We start from the raw sequence: 22,177 nt of genomic DNA, 5'->3' as shown, positions 1-22,177 counted from the left end.
ATATGCCGAGCCCGACCGCCCGCATCGCCGTCCTGGCACAGGACCTGCAGCACTTCCACGCCTGGTGCCGGGAGACCGGCCACCGCCCCCGCGACCGCCGCCTCACCTACGTCGCAGGACCCCTCGCCCTGCGAGCCCTGTCCGGCGTCACCCTGGTCCGCTACGGCGCATGGACCGACCGGCTGGACGGCCGCGCCCTCGAGAGGGCCGTCGCCGAGTTCGAGGCCGACACCAACGCGCCCGTGCTCACGGCTGGTTAGCCCTGGGCCACGGACAGCCGGATGCCGGCGCCGTAGGCGGCCAGGAACTGATCCGGTGTCCACGTCCGCCCGTCCGCGAGGAACACCGGCTCGATACGCGCTCCGCCCGGCACTGCTGCGGCGATGACCTGAGCCCACGCCACCACCCGCCCCGGCACCGGGATTTGCGACGTGTCCGCGCCCTGGGCGACGGACGCCGTCACCCGCAGCCCAGGGCCTGCCGGGATGAGACCTTCGATGGCTCCTTCTTCCGCTTTCGCCAGGACGGGCATGCTGAGGCTCCTTCTGTCAGGCGGGGATGGCCGCGCACCAGGCCTGGTAGACGCGACGCGACAGGTAGACGTGACAGTTGTCGTTGGGGTGGATGGCGTCCGTGCCGATGTAGCCGGACGCGTTCGCTGCGGTGATCCAGGCGCCCTGGGTGACGATGGCGTTGCCTGCGGAGTCGTACACGGTGCCGGTGAGAGGCGACACGAAGGGCAGGCCGGCCGCCGCGGCCGCGGTCCGCAGGGTCGTGTCCGTGTTGGTGATGGACCCAGCCGGGGAGCCGGTCGGGGCGTAGCAGCCGATGACGAAGATGTCTCCGCCGGGGGCGATGACGGACTTCAGGGTGGTGTAGAGGGAGGCCGCGGCCGTCGCGATGTCGGACTGGGAGCCGCCGTTGTCGTTGTAGCCAGCCCAGACGATCAGCCGGTCGAACGCGTAGGGGGTGATGTCGGTGGCGACCCTGTTGGCGAGGGTCGCGAACGTTCCGGGGGTGATGTAGCCGGTTCCGCCGCGGGCCTGGTCCCAGGCGTCGGTGCAGCCCAGGAGGCGGGCCAGCCGGTAGAACCAGGTGCCGATGCCCGCGCCGGTGTTCTCTGCCGAACCGTCGCAGATGGAGTCGCCGAACACGCCGAGGCGCCCGCCCTCGGTGGCAGGCTTCCATGCGGTGGCGCCGGGCGGCAGGAACAGCCCGCCGAACGGCATCGTCGTGAAGTCGAAGCGGATCTTGCGGGGGGTGGCGGTGGAGAACACGAACTTCAGGACGTGGGAGGAGCCTGCGGCGGTCGCACCCGTGGCGACGGCCAGGTCAGTCATCTTCCGGTCGTCGACGCTGAGCCGGTACTTCGTGGCCGTCGTTGAGATCATCTTGAACTTGATCTCGAACTGGGCGGCGTCCGTCCAGAACTCCACCGCGTAGTTGCCCTGCCCGGACGCGTACGTGTTCGGGTACCGCGACAGCGGCAGGTAGTACGAGCTGTCCGGGGTGCCGGTGCCGTAGGAGAAGCTGCCGGCGCCGCAGTACAGGAACGGGCCGGTGTCCGGGGCGAGCAGGGCCTGCGCGGACGTGATCGTGGACGTCGCCTGCTGCGTCACGGTGATCGTCGGTGCTGTGATCGTGGAGACGGCGTCGGCAGTGGACAGGTGCGGCAGGGTGCGGCGGCGCCACGCGTTGGACCAGCGCACCCCGGTCGTCGCGGTGGCAGACGACACCAGCGTCTGTCCGACGGTGCCGGCCGGCACCCGGTCCACCGCGCCCGAGCCGGTGGCGGCGACGATGTCGCCCTTCGTCGTGACGAGGGACTTGGGGATGCTGCCGCTGGCGGGCCCGGACAGGGCGTCCACGGCTTCCTGGAGGTCGGAGAGCACGTCGCCTATATCGGTGGCGACGAGGATGAGACGCCGGCCGAACCCGAAGTCGACGTACAGGTGGGTGATGCCGTCCGGGCCGTAGAAGGTGACGCCTCCGACGCTGTCCGCGGTGACCTGGGTGATCGGGCTGAGGGTGGTGTCGGTGAGGTCGGTGTACTGATTGCCTTCGACGGCGGCGTCCCAGACCGTGCCGACGGCGCCGGGCCGCAGCACGAGTTGGGTGCCGGCCTTTTCCATGGCGTAGTCGGCGGGGCTCCCACCAAAGAGATGCCTGCTCACAGGGCTTTCTCGCTTTCTCGGGTCAGTCGATCCAGTAGGAGCCGTCGACGGAGAGGTAGTCGCCGGTGCGGATGTTGAACGGCTGGTTCGTCAGCAGGCTGAAGCTGTTCGGGACGGCTGCGCCGGTGGTGCCGGACGTCATCGAGTACCGGAACCGGGCGATCTTCGTCTGGGACTCGGTGGGGAACGTCATCGCGACACCGACGCAGGACCCCTCGTCGTTGGAGGAGGAGAAGTTCCAGGTGAACAGGGACCGCATCGCCGCGGTGCAGGGCAATCCCGGCGGCAGGGACACCCCGATCGGGTCGTCGGACGCGGCCGGGTTCCCGGACGGGGAGAGCTGGATCGTCACGTCGACGCGCTTGTTGACGACCTGGACCCGGCCGATGTTCGAACTGGTGGAGCCCCAGTTGAGGACTGTGGAGCCCGTGTACCAGGTCGGGGTGTACGTGAAGTCCTTCAGGCCGACGGAGGCGAGCCAGTTCCAGTTGGCGCCGTCCCCGACGTACAGGTCGGTGCCCTCGATGAGGAGCTGGTTCTTGATGCTGGTGCGCCGGCTGCTGGACGATCCGGTGACGACACCCCGGCCGGTGAAGTACCGCCGGTCGATGACGTTCGCCGCGGTGACGGCGGTCGATCCAGCGGCGACGGTGCACTGGGCGAGGGGGATCTCCCAGACTCCGTCCTCGACCTGGGTGAGGGCGGGCACGGTGCTGCCGCCGGACTTGTACTCCGCGGTGACCTTGTTCGCGGACTGGTCGGCGCGGAGCACGACCAGGTCGATGCGGGCGGCACCACCTCCGGCGTTCGACGGCACCGACAGCGTCTTCGTCGCGTCGAGGTTGTAGAAGAACCCGTTGACGAACGCCATGCCGACAGCGACGGACACAGTGCTGGTGCCGCTCCCGGAAACCTTGAGGGCGGTGGCGGCGGGGTCGCTGGAGTGGACGCCGTCGATGCCCCACCAGCGGGCCATGCGGGACCACTGGAGCTCCGTGGCGATGGAGGAGCCGTCGAACGGCGCACTGAACTCGGCCATCAGGCGGCCTTCCTTGTCTTGAGGCGGCCCACGTCCTTTTTGACCTGGGCGATGTAGGCGTAGATCCGGGCGATGGTGGAGGCGGACGACGTGCCGGAGGAATCTCCGCCGACGGTCGCGGTGACTTTCGGACCGTCAGAGGCCGTGCACGTCAGGGACACTTCGCGGCAGACGTCCGTGTACCAGTCGCCGCGGACGTCGGCGGCGACGGTGTCTCCGACCGCGTAGTCGCGGCCGTAGCGCAACTGGGGAATGTCGATCGGGGAGATGCTGAGGGAGCCCTGCCCTGCCCCGTTGGTGAGCGCCTCCTCGGCTCCCTGGTCCATCTGCGCGGTCAGGTCGGTGGACGCGGAGTCCACCGAGGTGAGGTCGACGAACTGCTCGATGACCAGGCCGGGGAACAAGGTGTCGGTGCGGTCGTACGTCTTGCAGACGCGGGGGCTGGTGCCTCCCCCGGCGACGACGACAGCACGGGTGCAGGTGGGCGGTGTCGTCGAGTAGGAGGCGTCGGTGAGGTTGCCCAGGCGGAACGAGAACCGGGCGGACTTGGACCGGTCGATCGGGGCGTACACCTGGAACTGCAGGCTGGTGCCGGACTGGACGACACGGAAGCCGAGACCTGCTGCGCCGGCGATGTCCTGGAGGGTGGTGAGGAGGTTGTCGAACTGGTTGACCTGCCGGGTGATGGTGCCGCCGCGGGCCCCGTCCGTAGCGAGGGTCAGGCGCGGGTTCTTACGGGTGGTGAGCGCGCCGGGCCCGGCGTTGAGGTTGACGAGAGCACGCATCGCGGTCTCCGCGACGGCGGCACTGATCTTGTAGACGGATGCGGTCTGCGAGCCGATCGCAGCGGTCGGGGAGGGCCAGCACGTGTACTGGGCGAGGAGCCCGGTGTCGTCGACGCCGCCAGCGGTGAGCTTGCCCGGCCCGCCGTCGGACGCGGACCGGGACCAGTCGACGGTGCGGATCGGCCCGGACATGACGGTGTCTCCGCCAGCGGTGCGGATGATGAGCCCGTTGCCCTCGGTGAGGAGGTCGGTCCGGGTGCTGCCCGCGGAGATCTCCAGGGTGTATGCGCCGACCGCGTTGTAGCGGGGCACCACGGTCAGGGCCGTGTAGTCGTCGATCTGGCCGAGGCGGGCGAGGGTCGTCTCGTCGCGTACGTACACGCGCAGGGTGGTGTCGTCCACGGGCTGGGTCCTCCTTCCTAGGCGGCGAGGTAGCGGGGCTGGTACGTCATCCGGACGCGGGTGTTGGAGGTGGAGCCGGCGACGGTCAGGGTGAGGTTGTTGATGCCGGTCTCCAGCGCCCACATGGTGGAGGCGTCGGAGATGTCGCCCCACAGGTTCGTGGTGCCGTTCAGGAGGGCGGTCTGCTGCCGTTCCCGGGTGTCGATGACGACGGTGTCGCCGACGGTGATGGTGTGGGTGAGGACGAGGACGTTGCCGGTGGTGACGTTCGTGAGGCTGATCGAGGTGGCCGGGCCGGTGACGGTCCATACCGGGTAGGCGTCGTCGTCGCCGTCGTTGTCGACGGTCACCGTTCCGAGCACCTGGGAGTTGCCGACGGTGAGCGGCAGCAGGGGGAAGAACGTGCCGGACACGGCGGCACGCCACTCGGTGGTGACCTCGGCGCCGAGCCAGAACGGGGACGGGCAGGCGAACGTGAGGGCGGTCATGCACCAGCGGGCGCCCGCCGCGTCCAGGGACTCGTCGCCCTCGAGGCCGGCGCTGTAGCAACTTGCGATAGTGCGGGAGGTGCCGTCGGACTGGGTGACCGTCAGCGTGCCGAGGCCGCGCTTCGGGTTGAGGGAGCGGATCAGGGTGCGGCGGCGCGCGAGGTAGGCGGCACGGGAGTCGTCGGCCCAGAACGCGATGGGCAAGGCGATCTCCTTGCCGCCGGCGCGGACCTGGCGGATGGCGTAGCCGTCGATGCCCGGCGATTCGTCCTGGGTGAACGCCCAGACGGGCATGTCGAGGCCCTTGGCGCCGGGCTGGAGAACCCACCCATTCTCCCAGTCGGAGAAGCTGGTGAGGACACCGGCCGGGTCGGTGAACGTCACGGTGGGCAGCTCGTTGACGCGGGTTGGCCAGGGGACTCCGACGTGGACGACTTCATCGTCGTCGGTGTTGCTGGAGCGTACGAGGATCGGCACGGTCAGCCTCCCACTACGACGGGCCGGTGGAGGGTGTCCTCGAGGGCGAGGGCAGCGAGGAGGGACTGGCGGGATGCCTGCTCGCGGACGGTGGCGTTGTAGTGCAGGTGCCGGTCCCCGACGACAGTGCTGTTCGTGGTGCTGGTGGCGCTGGAGACGCTCGTTGCGGCGGCTGCGGAGGATCTGACGGTGGAGGCCATGCCGGCGGTCGCGGCTGCGGCCTGGGGGGTGGCCTCTGTGACGCCCTGCGCGAAGCCTGCGACGGTGAACGCACCGAGTTCCGCGAACACCCGCGACGGCGACTTGATCTTCAACGCCTTTTTGATCGCCGCTTGGATCTTCTTCGCGAGGGTGCTCATCGCCTTGTCGATGGACGCCTCCTGCGCCTTCAGTCCGGTCAGGTAGCCCTGCCCGGACTGGGTGCCCGCGTCGTACATGGCGTCCGCTGCGGTCTTCCCGTAGCTGGTGGCTGCCGAAGCGATCTGCGACTCGGTCGAGTTGATCGACTTGAGTTGGGCGGGAGTGGCGTCAACGAGGGCCTGCGCGTACGCGGCACCCTGGTCGATGCCAGCGGCCTCGATCTGACTGAGGAGCGTCTTGTCGAGGCCGCGCGCACCGAGGATCTTCAGGTTCGCGGTGAACGCCTTGATCTGGGTGAGGCGGGTCTGCAGCCCGGAGAGGACGCCGCCCGCGTCGAACGCGTTGCCCGCGTTGGGCAGTCCGGTGAGGGCCGCGAATGACGTTGCCTGGCTGGTGGAGTCGGCGGCGAGCTGGTTCGCCGCGGTGATCTTCGAGGCGATGGCGTCGCGCTGCGTGGCAAGGGCCTGCAACTGCTTGTTCGTGGTGCTGATCTGGGTGAGGAGCTTGTTGTCCAGGGTCGTCTTGACGCCCTTGAACGCGTTCTTCACCGCGGTCGCCACCGACGTCATCGCGGAGGAGATCTGGGCCGCGGTCCCAGCGAGCTGCTTGAGGAAGGAAGCACCGACCGCCGAGGCAATCGGCCCGGTGTCGATGGACTTCCCGCCGACCTTGATGATGCCGCCGCCGGCGTACCCGCGGGGCGTGCCGCGGTGGATGCGGGTGCCGCCGACGAGGCCACCGCGGGCGTACCCGCCGGGCCGGTTGTAGGCGGCCGACAGGGACCCGTAGCGGGACAGGGCGTACCGCATGGAGGCGTAGATGTTCGCCAGCGGGTCCGTGCTGACGCCGTACAGCTTGGGCCCGGTGTTCTTGTACGGGCCCGCGTACGCCCGGAACGTGCCCTCGATGAGCTGCATAAGCCCGACGGAGGGGTGCCCCGCCTTCCAGTTCGAGTCGGTGCGGTTGACCGCGGTGGGGTTGCCGCCGGACTCCTGGTTCATGCGGCGCAGGGTGGTGTTGACGAGGCTGAGGGACTGGTGGACCTGGCCGAGGGCCTGGGTGACGACGCCCTTCCACCGCTGCACCCCGCTGCCGCCGTCCCCGCCTCCGGTCAGGTACGGCATCGGGTCGACGGACTTGCCGTGGACGCGGGCTTCGAGGTGGAGGTGGGGGCCGGTGACGTTGCCGGTCGCGCCGACGGACCCGACCCGGGCGCCCTGCTTGATGCCGGTGCCGACCCGGGCCGCGATGGCCGACATGTGCGCGTACAGGGATTCGAGGCCGCCACCGTGGGAGATCATGACGTGCTTGCCGTACGGGCCGCCGGACACCGCGGACTCGACGGTGCCGTTGTCGACGGCGACGACCTTCGTGCCGACTGCGGCGGGGAAGTCGAGGCCGGTGTGCCGGCCGGAGGACCACATGGAGCCCTTGGCGCCGAACTTCGTGCCGAACGGCACGTTCACCGGCTTGATCCACTGCCCGGACGCATCGGGGACGTCCTTGTTGCGGATGTAGTCGATGGCCTTGTCGATCAGGTACAGCGGCGCCTGGGCGGCGACGCCGGGCCACGTGTTCTTGCTGGCGCCGAGGGCCTTGGTGATGCCGGCCTTGACGGGCTTGAGGGCGGTCGCGGCGACGTCGGCGAGGCCACCGCGGACGGCGTTGGCGCCCTTCTTCAGGACGGAGCCGACGGTGTCCGCGATGCCGGAGCCGATGCTCGTCAGGCCGCCGAAGATGCCGCCCTCGGAGAACCCGTACTGCATGCGCGCCATCGACGGGTTGGTACCGCGGATCGCGGCGGCGTTCATGGCGTGGAGGCGTGCCCGCTCGTAAGGGTCGCGCATCACCTCGGACACGTAGACGCCCTCGCCGCGGCGCATGGGCACGAGCTGGTCGTCGCCCTGCCTCCAGGTGGACCAGCCGGGCAGGACACCACCGCGGGCCATGCCCTTCGGCACGGCGATCGTCTTCATGTTGCTGATGCCGGGGATGTGCGCGGCGGTGGCGTTCCAGACCTTGGCGATGCCGTTGTTGTAGACCGTCTGGATCCAGAACTTGATGGGGTTGGAGACGAGTTGCTGGAGGCCCTTCCACACGGCGCCGATGCCGTCGCGGGCGTCCTTGAACGCGGACTTGAGGCCGGCGGCGAACTTGTCGAACCCGGCTCGGGCCTTGGTCTGGGAGGTGGAGGCGACCGAGCGGACGTTGTCCCAGAAGCTGTCCCAGGTTTTGAGGGCGTCCTTTTTGAGGTTGCTGAAGATCCCGGTGACGTTCTTCCACATGGTCGTGAACCAGCGGGTGGCGCCGTTGACGATGTCGGGGATGACGGAGTGGCCGAGGAGGTGGTCGTACAGCCACTCGAACCATTTCGCGATGTTCTTCGTCAGCCACGTCACCGCGTCCAGGGCGGGCTGGAAAGCCTTGCGGAACCCGGCGAGGAACGAGACGAGGAGCTTCAGCGCGGGGATGACGACCTTCAGGGTCACCATCGTGGAGAACTGGATCCACAGCAGCATCAGTTGGGTGAGCGGCGGAATGAGCGGTATCAGCGCCGGGAGGAGCTGCACGAGCATTTGCGATGCCAGCAGCGTGATCTGCGGGATCAGCGGTGCGACCGCGGTGAGGATCTGCCCGATCGACGTCGCCAGGAGCAGGACCACGGGCACCAGTTGCGGAATGACGGGCAGCAGGAGCTGCAGGATCTTCAGGAACTGCGTCGCGGACTGGGTGACGATCGTCTGGAGGACCTTCGACAGGCCCTGGATGACGGGCAGGAGGATCGGGCCGATCTGCTGGGCGACCTGCGCGATGACCGGGGCGAGCGCCGTGAACACGGTGGTGAGGGTCTGCAGGAGCGGCGTGAACGCCGGGAGGAGCGCGGCGACGATCTCCCCGAGCGGCTGCAGCAGCGGGATCAGCGCGACCACCAGGGTTGCCACCGCCTTGGCTGCGACGACCAGTACCGGGCCCAGGGCCTGCGCGATCGGCATGAGTGCGTCGCCGAGGGCGGCGATGACCTGGCCGAGGGCCGGGCCTAGGATCTTCGCGACCTCGGTGACGGCGGGGGCCAGCGCGGCGAGGACGGGAAGGACCGCTGTGATGGCCTGCCCGAGGGCGCCGGCGATGAGCCGGGCGATGGCGTTGATCGCGGTGAACACCGCGGTGAGGGCCTTTTGGACCTCCGGCATCTCGACGACCTTGCGGATCTCCGCGATGGCCGCGCCGATCACGCCGAAGAAGTCGCCCCCGGCGGCACCGGCCGCCTTGAACACGGCGGCGATGATCCCGCCGAGGTTGCCGAGGACTTTCCCGAACTGGATGGCCACGTCGAGGGCGGTGTTGATGGCGTCTGTCAGCCCGCCGCTCTTCAGGCCGGCCGCCAGCTTGACCATGACCTTGTCCATGACGGATCCGAAACCGGTGGTGATCCGGTCGAACGCGGGCTGTGCTGCCACGGACAGCTGGGCGAACGCGGTGACGAGTTGTCCGGGGATACGGGACAGGTTCCGCAGGCTGGTGCGGACCCCGTCGAAGACGCCCTTGAGGGTGCCGGCCTTGTCGAGGTTGGAGACTGCGGTGAGCGCGTTGCGGCCCATGGTGTTCAGCTCGGTTGCTGCGCCGACCAGGCCCTTGCGGACGGTGGGCAGGATCTGTGCGCCTACCTGTCCCAGGCGGGTGCCGATCCCGGCGAACAGGGCGTCCTGGACGTCGAGTTTCATGCTGCGCCAGGCGGGCGCCATGGCCTGGAGCTGGGTGACGAACGCCTTCGCGTTCGGCGACAACTTCGCCATCGCCGTATCCAGGGCGGATGTCTGTTCGGCCGCAGCCTGCTGGGCTTCGGCAACACCCTTGACGGCGTCGGCGACGTTGGCCTGCGCGTCGGCTATCTGACGCTGCCCGTCGACCTGCGCCTTGACGACGGCGGCCTGGGCGTCGGCGAGGGCCTTCTGCTGGTCGATGACCTTCTGGTTGGCATCGGACACCTGCTGCCGGGCCTGCACCACCGTCTTGGAGCCGTCGACGCCGGCCTTGTTCGCGGCCGCGGTGTCCTTCTGCAGGCGCTGCGTCTGGAGCTGCTGCTCGCTGAGGGACTGCACCGCCTGGTCCCGGGCGAGGGTGGCCTGCTGGATCTGGAGCTGGGTGGCGGTGGGGTCGGAGCGGACCGCGGCGAGGTCTTCCTCGGCCTGCTGCACAGCCAGGGTTGCCGCACGCTGGTCGAGCTGGGCGTCCTCCAGGCTGTTGTTCATGTCCTGGAGGTCACGGACGGCCTGCCGGCGGGCCTCGGTGAGATCCTGCTGCGCCTGCCGGGCATCGCGCTGCGCCTCGGTCAGGTCCCGTTCGGCGGAGGCGACTTGCGCGTTGGCCTGCTTGACCTGCTCGGCCGCCTGGACCTGGGCGTCCTTGAGCTGCCGGGTCGCGGTCGCCAGCGACTTCTGGGCGGTTTCCACGGCCTTCGTCGCGGACGCCGCCTTGGTGGCCTCCCCGGTCGCGGGCTGGAATGCGGCTTTGATGGCGTCGCCGACACCGGACAGACCGACCTTGATAGCGGCGAACGCGGACACGAGTGTCGCTACTGCCGGGGCGGCGGTCGCGGCGAGCGGCCCCATCTGCACGAGGGCGGAGGACAGTGACGCGATCGACGGGAACGCGGCGAGGGCCGCGGCAGCGATTTTCGCGATGCGACCGGACAGGATCCCGAGGCCGGCGGAGGAGTTCCCGCTGCTCCCGAGCCCGGTCAGGCCTGCGGTGAGGGCGGACAGGCCGGTGGCGCGGACCCGGATGTTCGCGGTGCGGTCTCGGGATGCCAGGCGTATCGCGGCGTCCGCGGATGTGGTGTCCGCGCGGGCCTGGATCGTCATCTGCCGGCGCCTGGTGAGGTTCGCGAGGGAGTCCGCGGCGACACGGGTGTCGACGTCCGTCCCGATGCGGACGGTGCGCCGCCGGATGAGGTTCTGGATGTCGTTGGCGCCGACCCGGGTGTCCACGGAGGCGCGGATGTTGACGGTGCGGTCCGCGGTCAGGCGGTCCAGTTGCCGCATCGCCGTCTGGTAGGCGGCCTGTTGGATCTTCGGGAGGATGTCGACGGTCTGCTGCCCCGACAGGGTGCCGAGCTTGGTCTTCGCCGCGGTGTCGTCGATTTCTGCGGTGATGGTGACCTTGCGGTCCTTGGTGAGCTTCGTCAGGGCGGTGGTGGCCGCCTTGCCGTCAAGCTCGGCGACGACCTTGACCTTGCGGTCCTTGGTCAGCTTGGCCAGGTCGGCTGTCGCGGTCTTCCCGTCCAGGACGGCAACAATCTTGACCTTGCGGTCCTTGGTGAGCTTCGCGAGGCCAGCGGTGGCCGTCTTCCCGTCCAGGGCGACGACCACTTTGACCTTGCGGTCCTTGGCGAGTGTCTTCAGGGATGCTTTCGCCGCGGCATCGTCGAGGCTTGCCTGGACCTTCACCCCGATCGGCTTGGCGAGCTTCTTGGTGATCGCGTTGCGGATCAGGTCGCCCGCGGTGTCGCCGGCGGTCTTGGCGGGTTCGCGGATGGCGGAGGGCAGTTCGATACGGAGCCGGTCGCCGAACTGGCTCATGTCCGGGATCAGACTGACCTTGGTCGATCCGACGAGTGTGGCTTCCGCCATGACTGCCCTCCCCTCCTACTGCTGGCGTGCGGTTTCGAGATCGCGGATCTTCGCCATCCACTGGGCGAGGTCTCCCTGCGTTTCCTCACTGGCCGGGGTGCGGCCGGGGGCGAGGCTGTCGAGGACCGCCCTGTTGCGGGCGTTCTTCGCCTCTTCGAGGGCTTGCCGCTGTTCGTCGGCGGCGAGCTTCGGCGGCTCGATCGCGGTCATCTCCGGCGGGTCGCCCTTGAGGTGGGCTTTCCAGAGGGTCGTGGCGATGAGCTGCAGCAGGTTGACCGTGGCCGCGTCCAGGTAGGTGTCCTGGCTCCAGCGGCGTCCGTCTTCGTCGCCTGCGGCGGCGGCCTTCGTGGCGGAGTCCTCGGGGAGGGCGACGACGAGGTCGCGGAGCTCGGCCCACGTCATCGTTCCCTCCCCCCAGGACAAGGCCCAGAACTCGGCTAGGCGGCGGCCGGGGTAGTAGCGCTGGATGTCGGCTCGGAGGCTCCCTGCGTGCTCCCGGAGGAGGTGGAGGAGCCATTGGATTCCCCCTCGTCGACGCCCGCCTCCTTCGTCAGTTCGTCGACGAGGTCGACGAGTTCACCGACGGTGAGCCGGCCGACCTTGACCAACTCGTCGAACGCTTCCGGGGGCGAGGCGACCTGGCGCAGGATGCTGATGTTCTTGTTGCCGGAGGCGTCGTCGATGGCCTCGACGACCTCGACCGGCCAGTAGTTCTGGGTGAGGAGCGAGCACGTCTTCTCGATGTAGCAGGCCTCGTCGTCGGGGTCGGGGATCTCGTAGACGACGTCGACGTACTTGATGCCAGCGGCCTCCGCCCTCTGGGCACGCATCTGCTGGAGCCGGACGACTTTGCGGTTGGGCTTGGACACGGCGGGTTCTCATTCCTTGGGCAGGGGCCGGGCGGGGGTCGATCCAGGTGGCCTGCCGTGCCGCCCCCGCCCAGGGATGTGAGCGCGGCAGGCCACCAGTTGGTGGGGTCAGGCGGGAAGGGTGATGTTGGTGATGAACCGCTGAACGGCCTGGCCGCCTCCCGGGGCGGCGAGCGGCTTGAACGTCAGCTCGAACGACGAGGCGTCGTCTGCGGACCGCTTGCGGTTGCCGCGGTCGGACACGTCGACGCGGGCGATCATGATGCGTTCGATCTCGTCGTCCTCGATGATGTCGATGCCGAGGGCCCGCTCGATGCCGGGCGACGCCTGCCCGGTCCCGAAGGAGAGGTACTGCGGGTCGTCGTCGCTGGAGGGGACCGAGGTCATGTCGTCGGCGAGGACCGCGTAGTAGAGCTGCAGGAGCGCGGCGGACGTCTCCAGGAACGTCAACTTGAAGCTGCCGTCCCTCGACTTGACGCGGGTCTTCACCGCGGCCTCTTCACCCCACGCCTGGATCTCCGTGCGGTCCTCCCCGAGGCCCTCTTCGAGGCCGTCGGGGTGGATGTAGCCGAGGTCGACCCATCCGGTCGCCCACACGGCGAACGGACTGGTGGGGAAAGTGGTGCCGACGGGCGCGACGTAGGCGCGGCCCTTGACGCCAATCTTGATGTTGTCTGCGTTGCCCACGACGGGCCTCCTAGCTGGTGGGTCGGGGTGGGCGCACGCTCATCCCCAGGGTCATGCCGACCCGTCGGACCCCTGTGTTGGGTTCCTCCGGGCGGTCTTGCGGGCCGGTCTCCTCGGTGGTGGCGGTGACGATGCCGTCGGCGGTGCCCTGGCCGGGCAGGAGCTCCCACTCGCCGCGCACCCGCAGTGCGAGGCGCATCGCCGCACCCAGGGCGGGTGTTGTGGGGGCGTAGCAGTCGACGGAGAACCGGGGCCGGTCGATGGCGCTGCTGTCGGCCCAGCCGCGGAGGGCGGCGGTGCCACCGATGCGGAGCAGGCGGACGATGCCGCCGTACTGGGCGAGGCGGGCGGTGAACTCGGCCGGTTCGGGGAGCTCCCCCACGATGAGCGCGGACGTGCCGAGGGCGGCCTGCAGGAGGTCGATACCGACCTGCTTGCCGTCCGGGAGCGCCACCGCGGCTGTCATCGGGGGCTACTTGGCCGTGCTCGTCTTGGCGGCCGGCTTCGCCGTGTCGTCGGCCTTGTCCGGGGTCTTCTGGGCGCCGGTGTCCGCGGTGGTGTCGGCCTTCGCGGGCGGCACGTCGTTGACGAGTTCGGCGTACCCGTACCAGGAGCGGACCTCGTCGCGGCGGACGGTGACGGTGTCGCCGGGCTTCTTCCCCTTGTGCCAGAAGATCAGCTTGAGGGTGACCTGGTCTGCCGGGTCTTCAGCGGCCATGGTGGGTTCCTCTTTCATCAGTGGTCGCCCCCAGCGGCGTCGAGAGCGGTGGAGAGGGTGTAGTGGGGCGGGTGGATGGAGCGGCCGTTGCGGTCGGTCTGCCGGGTGCCGTGCTCGACGTAGATCGCGTAGGGGGTGTTGGCCTCTACGGACACCTCGCCGTTGGGGCCGGGCTCCGGCACGCGGTGGATGGACGCCTTGTAGCGGCCGGTGTCGACCGGGGCGATGGACTGGGCTGTTTCCACGACGCGGTCCATGCGTGCGGCCAGGTCGTCCTGCACGGGCCGGGAGAACGCCAGTTCGCGGATGGCGTCTTCGTCGACGTCGACGGTGATGGTGACCTCGGTGGTCATCCGCCCTGCACCTCCAGCAGGGCAACGGTCTGCCCGGACAGGGGGCCTGCGCCCGCGGCGTGGGCGGGGACTCCGTCGATGTCCCAGGTGCGGCCGTCCCACTGGACGCGCATCCCGGTGGTGACCGTCATGGCACGGGGCGGCATGAGGAGTTGCGCGCGGGTGGTGGTCTGGTCGCCGGCCTGCCGGGTGCGCCCGTTGGACGTGTAGTCGATGGTGCAGCCCGGCACGACGGTGCTGGTCGGGTTCGACCAGTCCCGGACGCGCGTGTTGTAGTCGCCTGTGGTCTCGGCGGCCTGGAGGACGGTGACGGACTGGCGTCCGATGGGGCCCGGCATCAGCCCACCACCATCGGCCACATGGTGAGCAGCCCGGAGTTGCGGAGCACGAGTGCGGCCTGCGGGCCGACTTTCGGTGCTGCGCCCGCCCCGTCGCCGACGGTGCGGCGGGTGAAGGACCGGGAGCCGGCGGACATGGACTGCAGGTCGTTCTGGGCGCCGGTCTCGTCGTCGCGGTCCATCATCCAGTGGACCTGCCGCACGCACGCCTTGGTGAGGACGGCGGCGACGTCGGGGTCGGCGGGGTCGTAGTACGCGCCGGTCAGGGCACCGTCGATCGCGTCGGACGCCTCGTCCAGGAGGCGTGCGGCGTTGGCGGGGGCGGGCTCAGGGGTGAGCCACTCCTCGAGTTGTTCGACCGTCGCGTACGCCACTGCTACTCCCCTGCCTGGCGGGTGTCTTCGACGACCTGCGCGTAGTCCTGGCAGTCGGCCTTGGTGGCTTCCTTGGCCTGGTCGGGGTCCATGCCGAGAGCGATGGCGTACTGCCGCCACTCGGCGACCGCCGCGTTCTTGGCGGGGCGCTCGGGGAGCGGCTCCACCGGGCTGGCGGGGTCGGTGTCCGGGACAGGGGCGGGCTCGCCCTGGCCGAGGGCGTCCTCGTGCGCGGTCACCCATTCCTGGAGCTGGGTGGCGGTGAGGGTGCACGCCTGGTTGGAGTTCAGGCCGAGCGCGACCGCGTAGGTGGCCCAGTCGCGGGCCGGGGCGGTCGGGGCCGGACGCTGGCCGGGGGCGGGCAGGTGCCGGCCGACCCGGTTCACGGTGTCCGCCTCGCTGCCGTGCTGCACGACCAGGGACTTGTTCCCGGCGTCGACGTCGGCGGGCTTCCCGTCGACGGGGCGCAGGGTGCCGTTGGCGACCTGACGGGCCATCTGCGGGGACAGGGGGTCGTCCAGCGTGAGCCGGAGTCCGCCTGTCCCCTCGTACTCGCGGGACGCCACGTCAGTTCCACGCCTTCGGGACGCGGATGGCGGTGATCGTGCCGGTGAACCCGGACTCGAAGTCGACGTACATCGAGCTGCCGTCCTGCTGGAAGCGGGCGGACGTGAACGGGCCGACGAACTCGTTGCCGGTGTTCGCGCCGACGGCGACGACGAGGTCGCCCTGCCCGGCCATCCACGACTGGGTGCCGGATCCGGTGCGGACGGTGACGTTCTTCGCGCCGGTCGCGGTGTTCGTGACGCGGAGGATGGTGTGCTCGGGGTCGACGCCGTTGATGACGACGCCGTTGGTGACGAGGGTCGAGTCGATGGTCGTGCCGGCGGGGCTGGTGGTGTGCCCATTCGGGGTGAGGCTGGTGTAGCTGAGGGCGGTGCGCGCCATGGTGGGGCTCCCGGGGTCTGAAGTGGCGACGAGGATCACTGCGCTGGGCAGGGAAGGTGGTTACGCCGGGTCGATGAAGGCGACGGCGATACCGGTGGGGCGCAGGAGCTTGCCGCCGTAGACGTGGAGGCCGCGGATGGCGTCGGCGATCGTGGACTGCAGGCGCAGGGCCTCGGTCTCGAGGATCTGCTCGGCGTAGGTGATCGCGCCGGGGTAGCCGGCCTGCACGACCTGGGTGTCCCCGGACGGGTTCGGGGTGTTGTTCGACTCGAGGATGTCGAAGCCCGCGGCGCGGCCGATCATGCCGTTGCGCAGTCCCTGCCCGCCGTCGCCGGACTCGTTGACCTTGATGAAGCGGCCGTCCTTGAGGAGGCTGCCGGAGAACTCGGGGGACACGACGACGTAGCGGCCCTCCCTGGGGACGTTCGACCGGTTCAGCTTGGTCCGCAGGGGGACCAGCACCTTGTCGTAGGCGTCCGTTGCGGTGGTGTGCGTGTCGATCGGGGAGCCGGTGGAGCCGAGCACGTTCGCGGAGGCCGCGCCGGTGTACAGGGAGGCGACGTAGGCGTCGGCCTTGTCGCGGAGCCCGTAGGCGGCGTTCTGCGCCATCTGCGCCATCGGGTTGAGGAGGGCCTGCGCCTTGTCCACGTCGTCGATCTTGAACGCGAAGGCCTTGCCCTGGTCGATGACCAGGTCCGTGCCCGCGGTCTCGACGTCCTCGTAGTTGATGGTGTCGCCCGCGTCGTAGTCGAAGATCGTCGGGTCGCCGACGGTCGTGATGTGGACGGACTGCCCGTGAGAGGTGATCTCACCCTCGTAGTTCCGGTTGACCAGGTCGGGCTGGGCGTAGACCAGGCTGTTGCGGAGGGCGACGAGGAGCTGGGCGCTCCAGACTTCCGGCTTGAAGTTGTTGATCGACAACGGAGGCTCCTAATGCCTACCGGCCGCGCCCCAGGTAGTCGTTGAGACGACCCTCGTTGACGGCCATGGTGATCTCTTCGGGTTTCATCCGCGCCACGTCCGCTGCGCCCAACTGCCGCTTAGAACCCGGGGCCCCGCCCATCGGCGCCCCGCCCGCGGGGACTGCGGGCTTGGGCTCGGCCTGCTTGACCGTGCCGAGCTTGGGGTTCGCCTCCACCGCCTGCTTGACGGCCTGCTCCACGCTGGCAGCGAAGTCCGGAGCGGACGGGTCGAGCTTGGCGATGGCCTGGGCGAAGCCCCGGGAGTCGAGGAGTGCGTCGGGGTCGCCGCCGTGCTTCCCGGCCGTCTTGTAGACGGCGAGTTCGACCTGCGTCTGGCGGGCCTGGTCGCGGGACGCCTTGGTCTCTCCGCGGGCCTCGTCCAGTTGCTGGGCGAGCTCTTCGGGTGTCGGCGGCTTCGCTTCGTCGGTCTGGAGACCGAAGGCGGCGGCGACCTTCTTCATGAAGGCTGCCTGGTCATCCTTGGCCTTCTGCTCTGCGGCTTCGCGTTTGGCCTTCTCGGCTGTGACGTCTCCGCGGAGGTTCTCGACGAGGCGCTCGAACTTCGCCGGGTCGAACTCACCCTCGAACTTCGGGGCCTTCCCCTTGGGTTCGGCGGGCGACTCGGTGGCCGGGTCCGGTACGGCGGGAGTTGCGGGCTGTGCGGGTGCGGCCGGCTCTGGCGGAGTCGGTGCGGTGCCTGCGGGCTGCTGAAGGACGGCGGGCTGGGTGCTCGGGTCCGTGGGCGTGCTCGTGGGCTGGGCGGGGGTCGTCATCAGAGCCTCCTTGGGCTGCCGGACGTGGTGTGGTGCGGCGCCTTGTCCGCCCACGTCTGGCGTGGATGCTAACCCAATCCCACGCACTATGCTGCACAATCAAAGGCCAGATTGCAAGATAGCCTTTGATTACAAGGAAGTGGGGTGGTTGGGGTGGCAGCGTCCGCAACGACGATCGCCAACATGGCGCAGCGTCAGCCCGCCCATCTGCGGGCCCTCGAGCACCGCCACGGCGCCACCGCAGCCAGGCCCCTCGCTCAGGCCCTCCGCGACACCGAGGCCGACGCCGCACACCGCTGGCTCCTCGCCACCACGCCCACCCGGCCCGTCCCCGGCGACCAGGAACTCCGGGCGCTCATCAGGCACATCACCGTGCAGCTCGACGCCGCGTTCCACGGCCAGGGCGCCCACGCCACGCGGGAGGCACAGTTCGCCGCGTACAACGCCGCCTCCTACGCCCTCGCCCAGGCATCCCTCCTGACCACCCACCTCCGGGGCATCGCACCGCCCGAGAACGTCCCCGTAGAGACCGGTCCCGTCGCCGGGCGGGCGGCCACCGGCATCCCGGCCGCCATAGAGGAGGAACACCAGCGGGCCCTGGCCCTCCTCACGACCGCGGGGCTGACAGCGGGCGGCATGTCCGGCCTGCGGACCGTGTTCAGCCGGGCCCGCCGTGCCGTGTCCCGGATCACCGCCGGGGTCGCCGTAGCCGTCACCGCGGCCGCAGCGAACGCAGCTCTCGCGCTGGCACGGCATCTGGGGCCGGGGATGCGGATGCTGTGGGTCGCGGAGCCAGGCGCCTGCCCCGCGTGCGCCGCCTACGCCGGCCGGTCCATCCCCGTGGGCGGGCACTTCCCCGGCGGGGTGTCCCTGGACTCGACCAGAGCGGTGTTCCTGACGTCGATACCGGGCCCTCCCCGCCACCCGCACTGCCGGTGTGTCCTCATCCCCTGGCACTACCGATGGGCGACAACCGGCGGGACCTCCCTGCCCGTTCTGCTGCAGCAGCGCGCACGAGCCGGCACGGCCGCAGGTGCGCTGGCGTCGGCCGGGAGGACGGCCTGATGCCCGGAGGAACCATGGGGCCCGAACGGTTCGACAAGCTCCGGGCCCTGCACGCGGAGGGGCTCGGCAGGAACGCCATCGCCCGGGAGATGGGGATCGCCCCCGTCGTGGTGTCCCGTACCGCGGAGCACCTTGGGCTGACCTTCGACCGGTCGCGGATCGAGGCGGCAACGAAGGCCCGGCTGGCAGACCTTGCCGAACGGCGGGCGTTGCTCGCCGAGGACTTGATGGGGGACGCCGAGCGGCTGCGGGCCCAGTTGTGGGCGCCGACGACCGTGTACTCGTTCGGCGGGAAGGACAACACGTACGAGGAGCACGAGTTCGACGAGGCGCCGGCGGCGGAGAAGCGGGCGTTGATGTCGACGGCCGCGACGGCGATCGACCGGGTGCTGAAGCTGGTGCCGCCGGAGGTCGGCTCGGACCTGGACGGCGCCAAGTCGATGCTGGGGTCGCTGGGTGAGGCGTTGGCCCGGTACTCCCGGGAGGAAGACGACCGCGAGGTCGCCGCGGATGCCGCCGGTGGCGGGGACGGCGGGGCGTAGCCCGGTGTCCGCCACGCTGGAGGCGTTGCCCCTGTCCCGGAAGCAGATCAGGTCCGTTGCCGACGCGACGGTGAAGATCTGCTGCTGGGAGGGTGCGATCCGGTCGGGGAAGACGATCGCGTCACTGTTGAAGTGGCTGATCTTTGTGTCGCAGGCGCCGTCCACCGGCGAGCTGGTGATCATCGGGAAGACCTCCCAGACGATCCACCGCAACCTGTTCCTCCCGCTGCAGGACCCGGCCCTGTTCGGGGAGGCCGCGAAGCACATCCACTACACGCCGGGTGCGCCGACCGCGGTGATCCTGGGGCGCACCGTGCACGTGATCGGGGCGAACGACGCCAAGTCGGAGCCGAAGATCCGCGGCATGACCCTGTGCGGGGCGTACGTCGACGAAGTCACCCTGGTCCCGCAGGTCTTCTTCGAACAGCTCCTCGGCCGCATGTCGGTGCGTGGTGCACAACTGTTCTGCACCACCAACCCCGACAACCCGGCGCACTGGTTCATGCGGGACTGGCTGTCGCAGGAGGGCAAGAAGCCGCTGCGCCGCTTCTCCTTCACCATCGACGACAACCCGTTCCTCGACCCGGACTACGTCGCCGACATCAAGGCCATGCACGAGGGCCTCTTCTACCGGCGGTTCATCCTCGGGGAGTGGGTCGCCGCGGAGGGTGCGATCTACGACGTGTGGGACCGGGACCGGCACATCGTCAACGATCTGCCGCGGGAGGGCATTCACCGGTGGATCAGCCTGGGCGTCGATTACGGCACCAGCAACCCGTTCCACGCGGTGCTCCTCGGTCTGGGGCGCGACCGGCGCCTGTACGCGGCGGCGGAGTGGCGCTACGAGGCCAGGCAGACTCGCAGGCAGCTCACGGACACCGAGTACTCCGAGCGGCTGCGGGCCTGGCTGCAGGACGTACCCACGATCGGTGCGGTGCGCCCCCAGTTCGTGACGGTCGACCCGTCCGCCGCGTCGTTCTCGGCGCAGTTGCGGCGGGACAAGTTGACGCCGACGCCGGCGAAGAACGACGTCATGGACGGCATCCGCACCGTGTCGTCGCTCCTCGCGGCGAACAAGTTGCTGGTGCACGAGTCGTGCAAGGCGCTGATCCAGGAGATCGGCGGCTACTCGTGGGACGACAAGGCTGCCCTTCGCGGTGTCGAGCAGCCGTTGAAGGTCGCCGACCACGGTGTCGACGCGATGCGCTACGGCATCTTCACCACCCGAGCGTTGTGGCAGCGGCATCTCGCCCTCGCCGCCTAACCCCCAGTCAGAGGAGACCGTAATGACCAAGCGAACCCCCGCACAGAAGCTCGCCCGACAACTCCAGGCGCAGACCGGTAAGCCCTACACGGCCTGCCTGGCCGTGGCCAAGGAACGGCTTGCGGCCTGCAACCCCAACGGCACGACACCTCAGCCGGGCAGCACGTCCTGCTAGCCATCCACCCATCCGTTAGAAGGAGAGTTGTCATGACGTTGCCGCTGTCCGGGAAGACCCCGTGGCCGCCTGTCCAGTTCGAGGAGCCGTTCCATGACATGGAGGTGTGGCGTGCCTGGTACGGGGGCGACACAGCGCATTTGGCGCAGGTGTACGGGGGCCCGGAGTCGTACGCGCAGAACCCGCGGGCTCGGGAGTTCTTCGACCTGAACAAGCCGTCCCAGTTCCGGGGTGGTCTGGTGGGCGGGCTGGCGCGGATGTTCTGGGGGGAGCCGATCACCCCCGGGCAGCCGGCCGCGAAGCTGCACGTGCCGTTGGCTGCGGACATTGCGGAGTTGTCGGCGAACCTGTTGTGGGCGGATGTCCCGTCGGTGACCGTCGACTCGGACTCCGCTACGGACAAGACGACCGCGACTGCAACGACGGCTCAGATCAAACGCTACTTGGACGACCGTGGGCACGCCACGATGCGGGAGGGGTCGGAACGGGCTGCCGCGCAGTCCGGGGTGTACGTGCGGGTGGTGTGGGACACGGCGCTGCGCCCGCGCCCGTGGTGGGACCTGCTGGGTCCGGACGCGGTGATCCCGGAGTGGCGGTGGGGGATCCTCACCGCGGCGACGGTGTGGCGGGAGGTGCCGTCCCCGACGGGGGGTGCGGAGGTGTGGCGGCTGCTGGAGCGGCACGAGTCGGGGAGTATCGAGTACGGGCTGTACAAGGGCAGTCCGGACGTCCTGGGCATGATGATGGGCCTGGCCGACCACCCGGACACCGCGGGGCTGGTGGGCCGTGTCGACGCGAAGGGCCGTCAGGCGACGAGGGTGAACCGGCTGTTGGTGCACTACGTGCCGAACATTCGGCCGCAGCGCATGTGGGACCACATCGAGGACGCCCAGCCGTTCGGGCGCTCCGATTTCGCGGGCATCGAGCCGATGATGGGCGCCCTGGACGAGGCGTGGACGTCGTGGATGCGGGATCTCCGCCTGGGCAAGGCGCGGATCATGCTGCCGCAGTCGATGCTGGAGACCGACGGCCCGGGGTCGGGCGGCATGTTCGACCTGGACCGGGAGGTGTTCGTCCAGCTCAACATGCTCGACGAGGGCACCGGGGCGTCGGCGCTTGCGATGAACCAGTTCGCGATCCGGGTTGACGAGCACGAGCGGACGACCGCGGCGCTGCGCCGTCAGATCCTGTCGTCCGCCGGGTACTCGGCGCAGTCGTTCGGTGAGGAGGGCACTGTTGCGGCGACGGCGACGGAGGTTGTTGCCCGGAAGGAGGAGTCCCTCACGACCCGGGGCACGAAGATCCTGTACCAGCGGCCGGCGCTCCTGGACCTGATCACGACGACGATGCACGTCGACGTCACCCACTGCAAAGCGAAGGGCATCGACCCCGCGGCGGAACTGACCGCGGTGTGGCCGCAGGCGGTACAGCCGGACCCGGAGGCGGTGGGCCGCACCCTGTCGTTCCTGGAGACGGCGGGGGCGATCTCCACGTACATGAAGGTGAAGACGTTGCGCCCGGAGTGGGACGAGGAGGACGTCCAGGCGGAGGTGGCCCGGATCCGCGGGGACCAGGCGGCGAAGAACCCGCTCCCGGTCGGCGACCCCTTCGGCGCCCACGGCGGCGGACCGGCCGAGGGCGAGGACCCGGCAGCCGGCGAAGCCCCGGACGGCGCCAAGGACGGCCAGGGCGACGACCCGAAGACCGCCGATGCGGGTGAGGGGAAGCAGCCCCGGCAGAAGGCGGCCTGAGCG

24 protein-coding genes are annotated in these 22,177 nt (G+C 69.7%); 6 read left to right on the top strand and 18 right to left on the bottom strand.

All coding sequences use genetic code 11. From position 1 onward, the window contains the following. The first annotated feature begins 2 nt into the window (after positions 1 to 2). Entirely contained in the window at positions 3 to 260 is a 258-nt protein-coding gene (locus ACFZA0_RS36080) for a hypothetical protein (protein WP_391024870.1), read from the top strand. Here ACFZA0_RS36080 and ACFZA0_RS36075 read toward each other — a convergent pair. From ACFZA0_RS36075 to ACFZA0_RS35990, 18 genes are all read right to left on the bottom strand, one after another. Next, complete coding sequence (locus ACFZA0_RS36075) at positions 257 to 532, bottom strand: hypothetical protein (RefSeq protein ID WP_391024868.1); 276 nt, start codon at positions 530 to 532, stop codon at positions 257 to 259. The two genes, ACFZA0_RS36080 and ACFZA0_RS36075, sit on opposite strands and share 4 nt — an antisense overlap. A gap of 16 nt (positions 533 to 548) precedes the next feature. Continuing rightward, positions 549 to 2,174 (bottom strand): GDSL-type esterase/lipase family protein, encoded by a 1,626-nt coding sequence (locus ACFZA0_RS36070; protein WP_391024867.1) that lies wholly within the window; start codon positions 2,172 to 2,174, stop codon positions 549 to 551. 22 nt (positions 2,175 to 2,196) lie between these two features. Further along, on the bottom strand, positions 2,197 to 3,213 hold the full coding sequence (locus ACFZA0_RS36065) for a hypothetical protein (RefSeq protein ID WP_391024865.1): 1,017 nt from the start codon (positions 3,211 to 3,213) through the stop codon (positions 2,197 to 2,199). Further along, entirely contained in the window at positions 3,213 to 4,400 is a 1,188-nt protein-coding gene (locus ACFZA0_RS36060) for a siphovirus ReqiPepy6 Gp37-like family protein (protein WP_391024863.1), read from the bottom strand. The genes ACFZA0_RS36065 and ACFZA0_RS36060 overlap by 1 nt, the downstream gene beginning before the upstream one ends. A 17-nt stretch (positions 4,401 to 4,417) precedes the next feature. Then, the gene (locus ACFZA0_RS36055) at positions 4,418 to 5,365 is read right to left on the bottom strand and encodes a phage distal tail protein (RefSeq protein ID WP_391024862.1); all 948 of its coding nucleotides are present in this window, start codon (positions 5,363 to 5,365) and stop codon (positions 4,418 to 4,420) included. A gap of 2 nt (positions 5,366 to 5,367) precedes the next feature. Then, entirely contained in the window at positions 5,368 to 11,355 is a 5,988-nt protein-coding gene (locus ACFZA0_RS36050; RefSeq protein WP_391024860.1) for a peptidoglycan DD-metalloendopeptidase family protein, read from the bottom strand. A 15-nt stretch (positions 11,356 to 11,370) separates the two neighbouring features. Continuing rightward, positions 11,371 to 11,757 (bottom strand): hypothetical protein, encoded by a 387-nt coding sequence (locus ACFZA0_RS36045; RefSeq protein WP_391024859.1) that lies wholly within the window; start codon positions 11,755 to 11,757, stop codon positions 11,371 to 11,373. A 35-nt stretch (positions 11,758 to 11,792) separates the two neighbouring features. Next, a complete protein-coding gene (locus tag ACFZA0_RS36040) occupies positions 11,793 to 12,224 on the bottom strand; it encodes a hypothetical protein (protein ID WP_391024857.1) in 432 nt (143 codons plus the stop codon). A 108-nt stretch (positions 12,225 to 12,332) separates the two neighbouring features. Then, complete coding sequence (locus ACFZA0_RS36035) at positions 12,333 to 12,911, bottom strand: phage tail protein (protein WP_391024855.1); 579 nt, start codon at positions 12,909 to 12,911, stop codon at positions 12,333 to 12,335. Positions 12,912 to 12,921: 10 nt separating this feature from the next. Beyond that, positions 12,922 to 13,377: a hypothetical protein gene (locus tag ACFZA0_RS36030; protein WP_391024853.1), complete on the bottom strand. Its 456-nt coding sequence runs from the start codon at positions 13,375 to 13,377 to the stop codon at positions 12,922 to 12,924. Positions 13,378 to 13,383: 6 nt separating this feature from the next. Next, positions 13,384 to 13,629, bottom strand: coding sequence for a hypothetical protein (locus ACFZA0_RS36025; protein WP_391024851.1), 246 nt, complete (start codon positions 13,627 to 13,629; stop codon positions 13,384 to 13,386). 17 nt (positions 13,630 to 13,646) lie between these two features. Continuing rightward, positions 13,647 to 13,982, bottom strand: a complete 336-nt coding sequence (locus ACFZA0_RS36020) for an HK97 gp10 family phage protein (protein WP_391024849.1) — start codon at positions 13,980 to 13,982, stop codon at positions 13,647 to 13,649. After that, the gene (locus tag ACFZA0_RS36015) at positions 13,979 to 14,320 is read right to left on the bottom strand and encodes a head-tail adaptor protein (RefSeq protein ID WP_391024847.1); all 342 of its coding nucleotides are present in this window, start codon (positions 14,318 to 14,320) and stop codon (positions 13,979 to 13,981) included. The genes ACFZA0_RS36020 and ACFZA0_RS36015 overlap by 4 nt, the downstream gene beginning before the upstream one ends. Then, positions 14,320 to 14,694, bottom strand: coding sequence for a hypothetical protein (locus ACFZA0_RS36010; RefSeq protein ID WP_391024846.1), 375 nt, complete (start codon positions 14,692 to 14,694; stop codon positions 14,320 to 14,322). Before ACFZA0_RS36010 ends, ACFZA0_RS36015 begins: the two co-directional genes overlap by 1 nt. Before the next feature lie 2 nt (positions 14,695 to 14,696). After that, positions 14,697 to 15,260, bottom strand: a complete 564-nt coding sequence (locus ACFZA0_RS36005) for a hypothetical protein (RefSeq protein ID WP_391024844.1) — start codon at positions 15,258 to 15,260, stop codon at positions 14,697 to 14,699. A 1-nt stretch (position 15,261) separates the two neighbouring features. After that, complete coding sequence (locus ACFZA0_RS36000; RefSeq protein ID WP_391024842.1) at positions 15,262 to 15,642, bottom strand: hypothetical protein; 381 nt, start codon at positions 15,640 to 15,642, stop codon at positions 15,262 to 15,264. Between the two features lie 60 nt (positions 15,643 to 15,702). Further along, complete coding sequence (locus ACFZA0_RS35995) at positions 15,703 to 16,563, bottom strand: P22 coat protein - protein 5 domain protein (protein WP_391024840.1); 861 nt, start codon at positions 16,561 to 16,563, stop codon at positions 15,703 to 15,705. 16 nt (positions 16,564 to 16,579) lie between these two features. Next, a complete protein-coding gene (locus ACFZA0_RS35990; protein ID WP_391024838.1) occupies positions 16,580 to 17,377 on the bottom strand; it encodes a hypothetical protein in 798 nt (265 codons plus the stop codon). 153 nt (positions 17,378 to 17,530) lie between these two features. Between ACFZA0_RS35990 and ACFZA0_RS35985 the strand changes: the two genes are divergently transcribed. The 5 genes from ACFZA0_RS35985 to ACFZA0_RS35965 are packed head-to-tail and all read left to right on the top strand — an operon-like array spanning position 17,531 to position 22,174. Next, positions 17,531 to 18,442 carry a hypothetical protein gene (locus ACFZA0_RS35985; protein WP_391024836.1) on the top strand — a complete coding sequence of 304 codons (912 nt, stop codon included), beginning with the start codon at positions 17,531 to 17,533 and terminating at the stop codon, positions 18,440 to 18,442. Beyond that, positions 18,442 to 18,984 (top strand): hypothetical protein, encoded by a 543-nt coding sequence (locus ACFZA0_RS35980; protein ID WP_391024834.1) that lies wholly within the window; start codon positions 18,442 to 18,444, stop codon positions 18,982 to 18,984. The genes ACFZA0_RS35985 and ACFZA0_RS35980 overlap by 1 nt, the downstream gene beginning before the upstream one ends. 4 nt (positions 18,985 to 18,988) lie before the next feature. After that, positions 18,989 to 20,248 (top strand): PBSX family phage terminase large subunit, encoded by a 1,260-nt coding sequence (locus ACFZA0_RS35975; protein WP_391024832.1) that lies wholly within the window; start codon positions 18,989 to 18,991, stop codon positions 20,246 to 20,248. A gap of 22 nt (positions 20,249 to 20,270) precedes the next feature. Further along, positions 20,271 to 20,423, top strand: coding sequence for a hypothetical protein (locus tag ACFZA0_RS35970; RefSeq protein WP_391024830.1), 153 nt, complete (start codon positions 20,271 to 20,273; stop codon positions 20,421 to 20,423). A 32-nt stretch (positions 20,424 to 20,455) separates the two neighbouring features. After that, the gene (locus ACFZA0_RS35965; RefSeq protein ID WP_391024828.1) at positions 20,456 to 22,174 is read left to right on the top strand and encodes a hypothetical protein; all 1,719 of its coding nucleotides are present in this window, start codon (positions 20,456 to 20,458) and stop codon (positions 22,172 to 22,174) included. Positions 22,175 to 22,177: the final 3 nt, after the last annotated feature.

The sequence above is a fragment of the Streptomyces sp. NPDC008150 genome (assembly GCF_042956945.1).
GTDB lineage: Bacteria > Actinomycetota > Actinomycetes > Streptomycetales > Streptomycetaceae > Streptomyces.
Note: the sequence above shows the minus strand (reverse complement) of the source record. Positions and strands in the feature narration are given on the sequence as shown.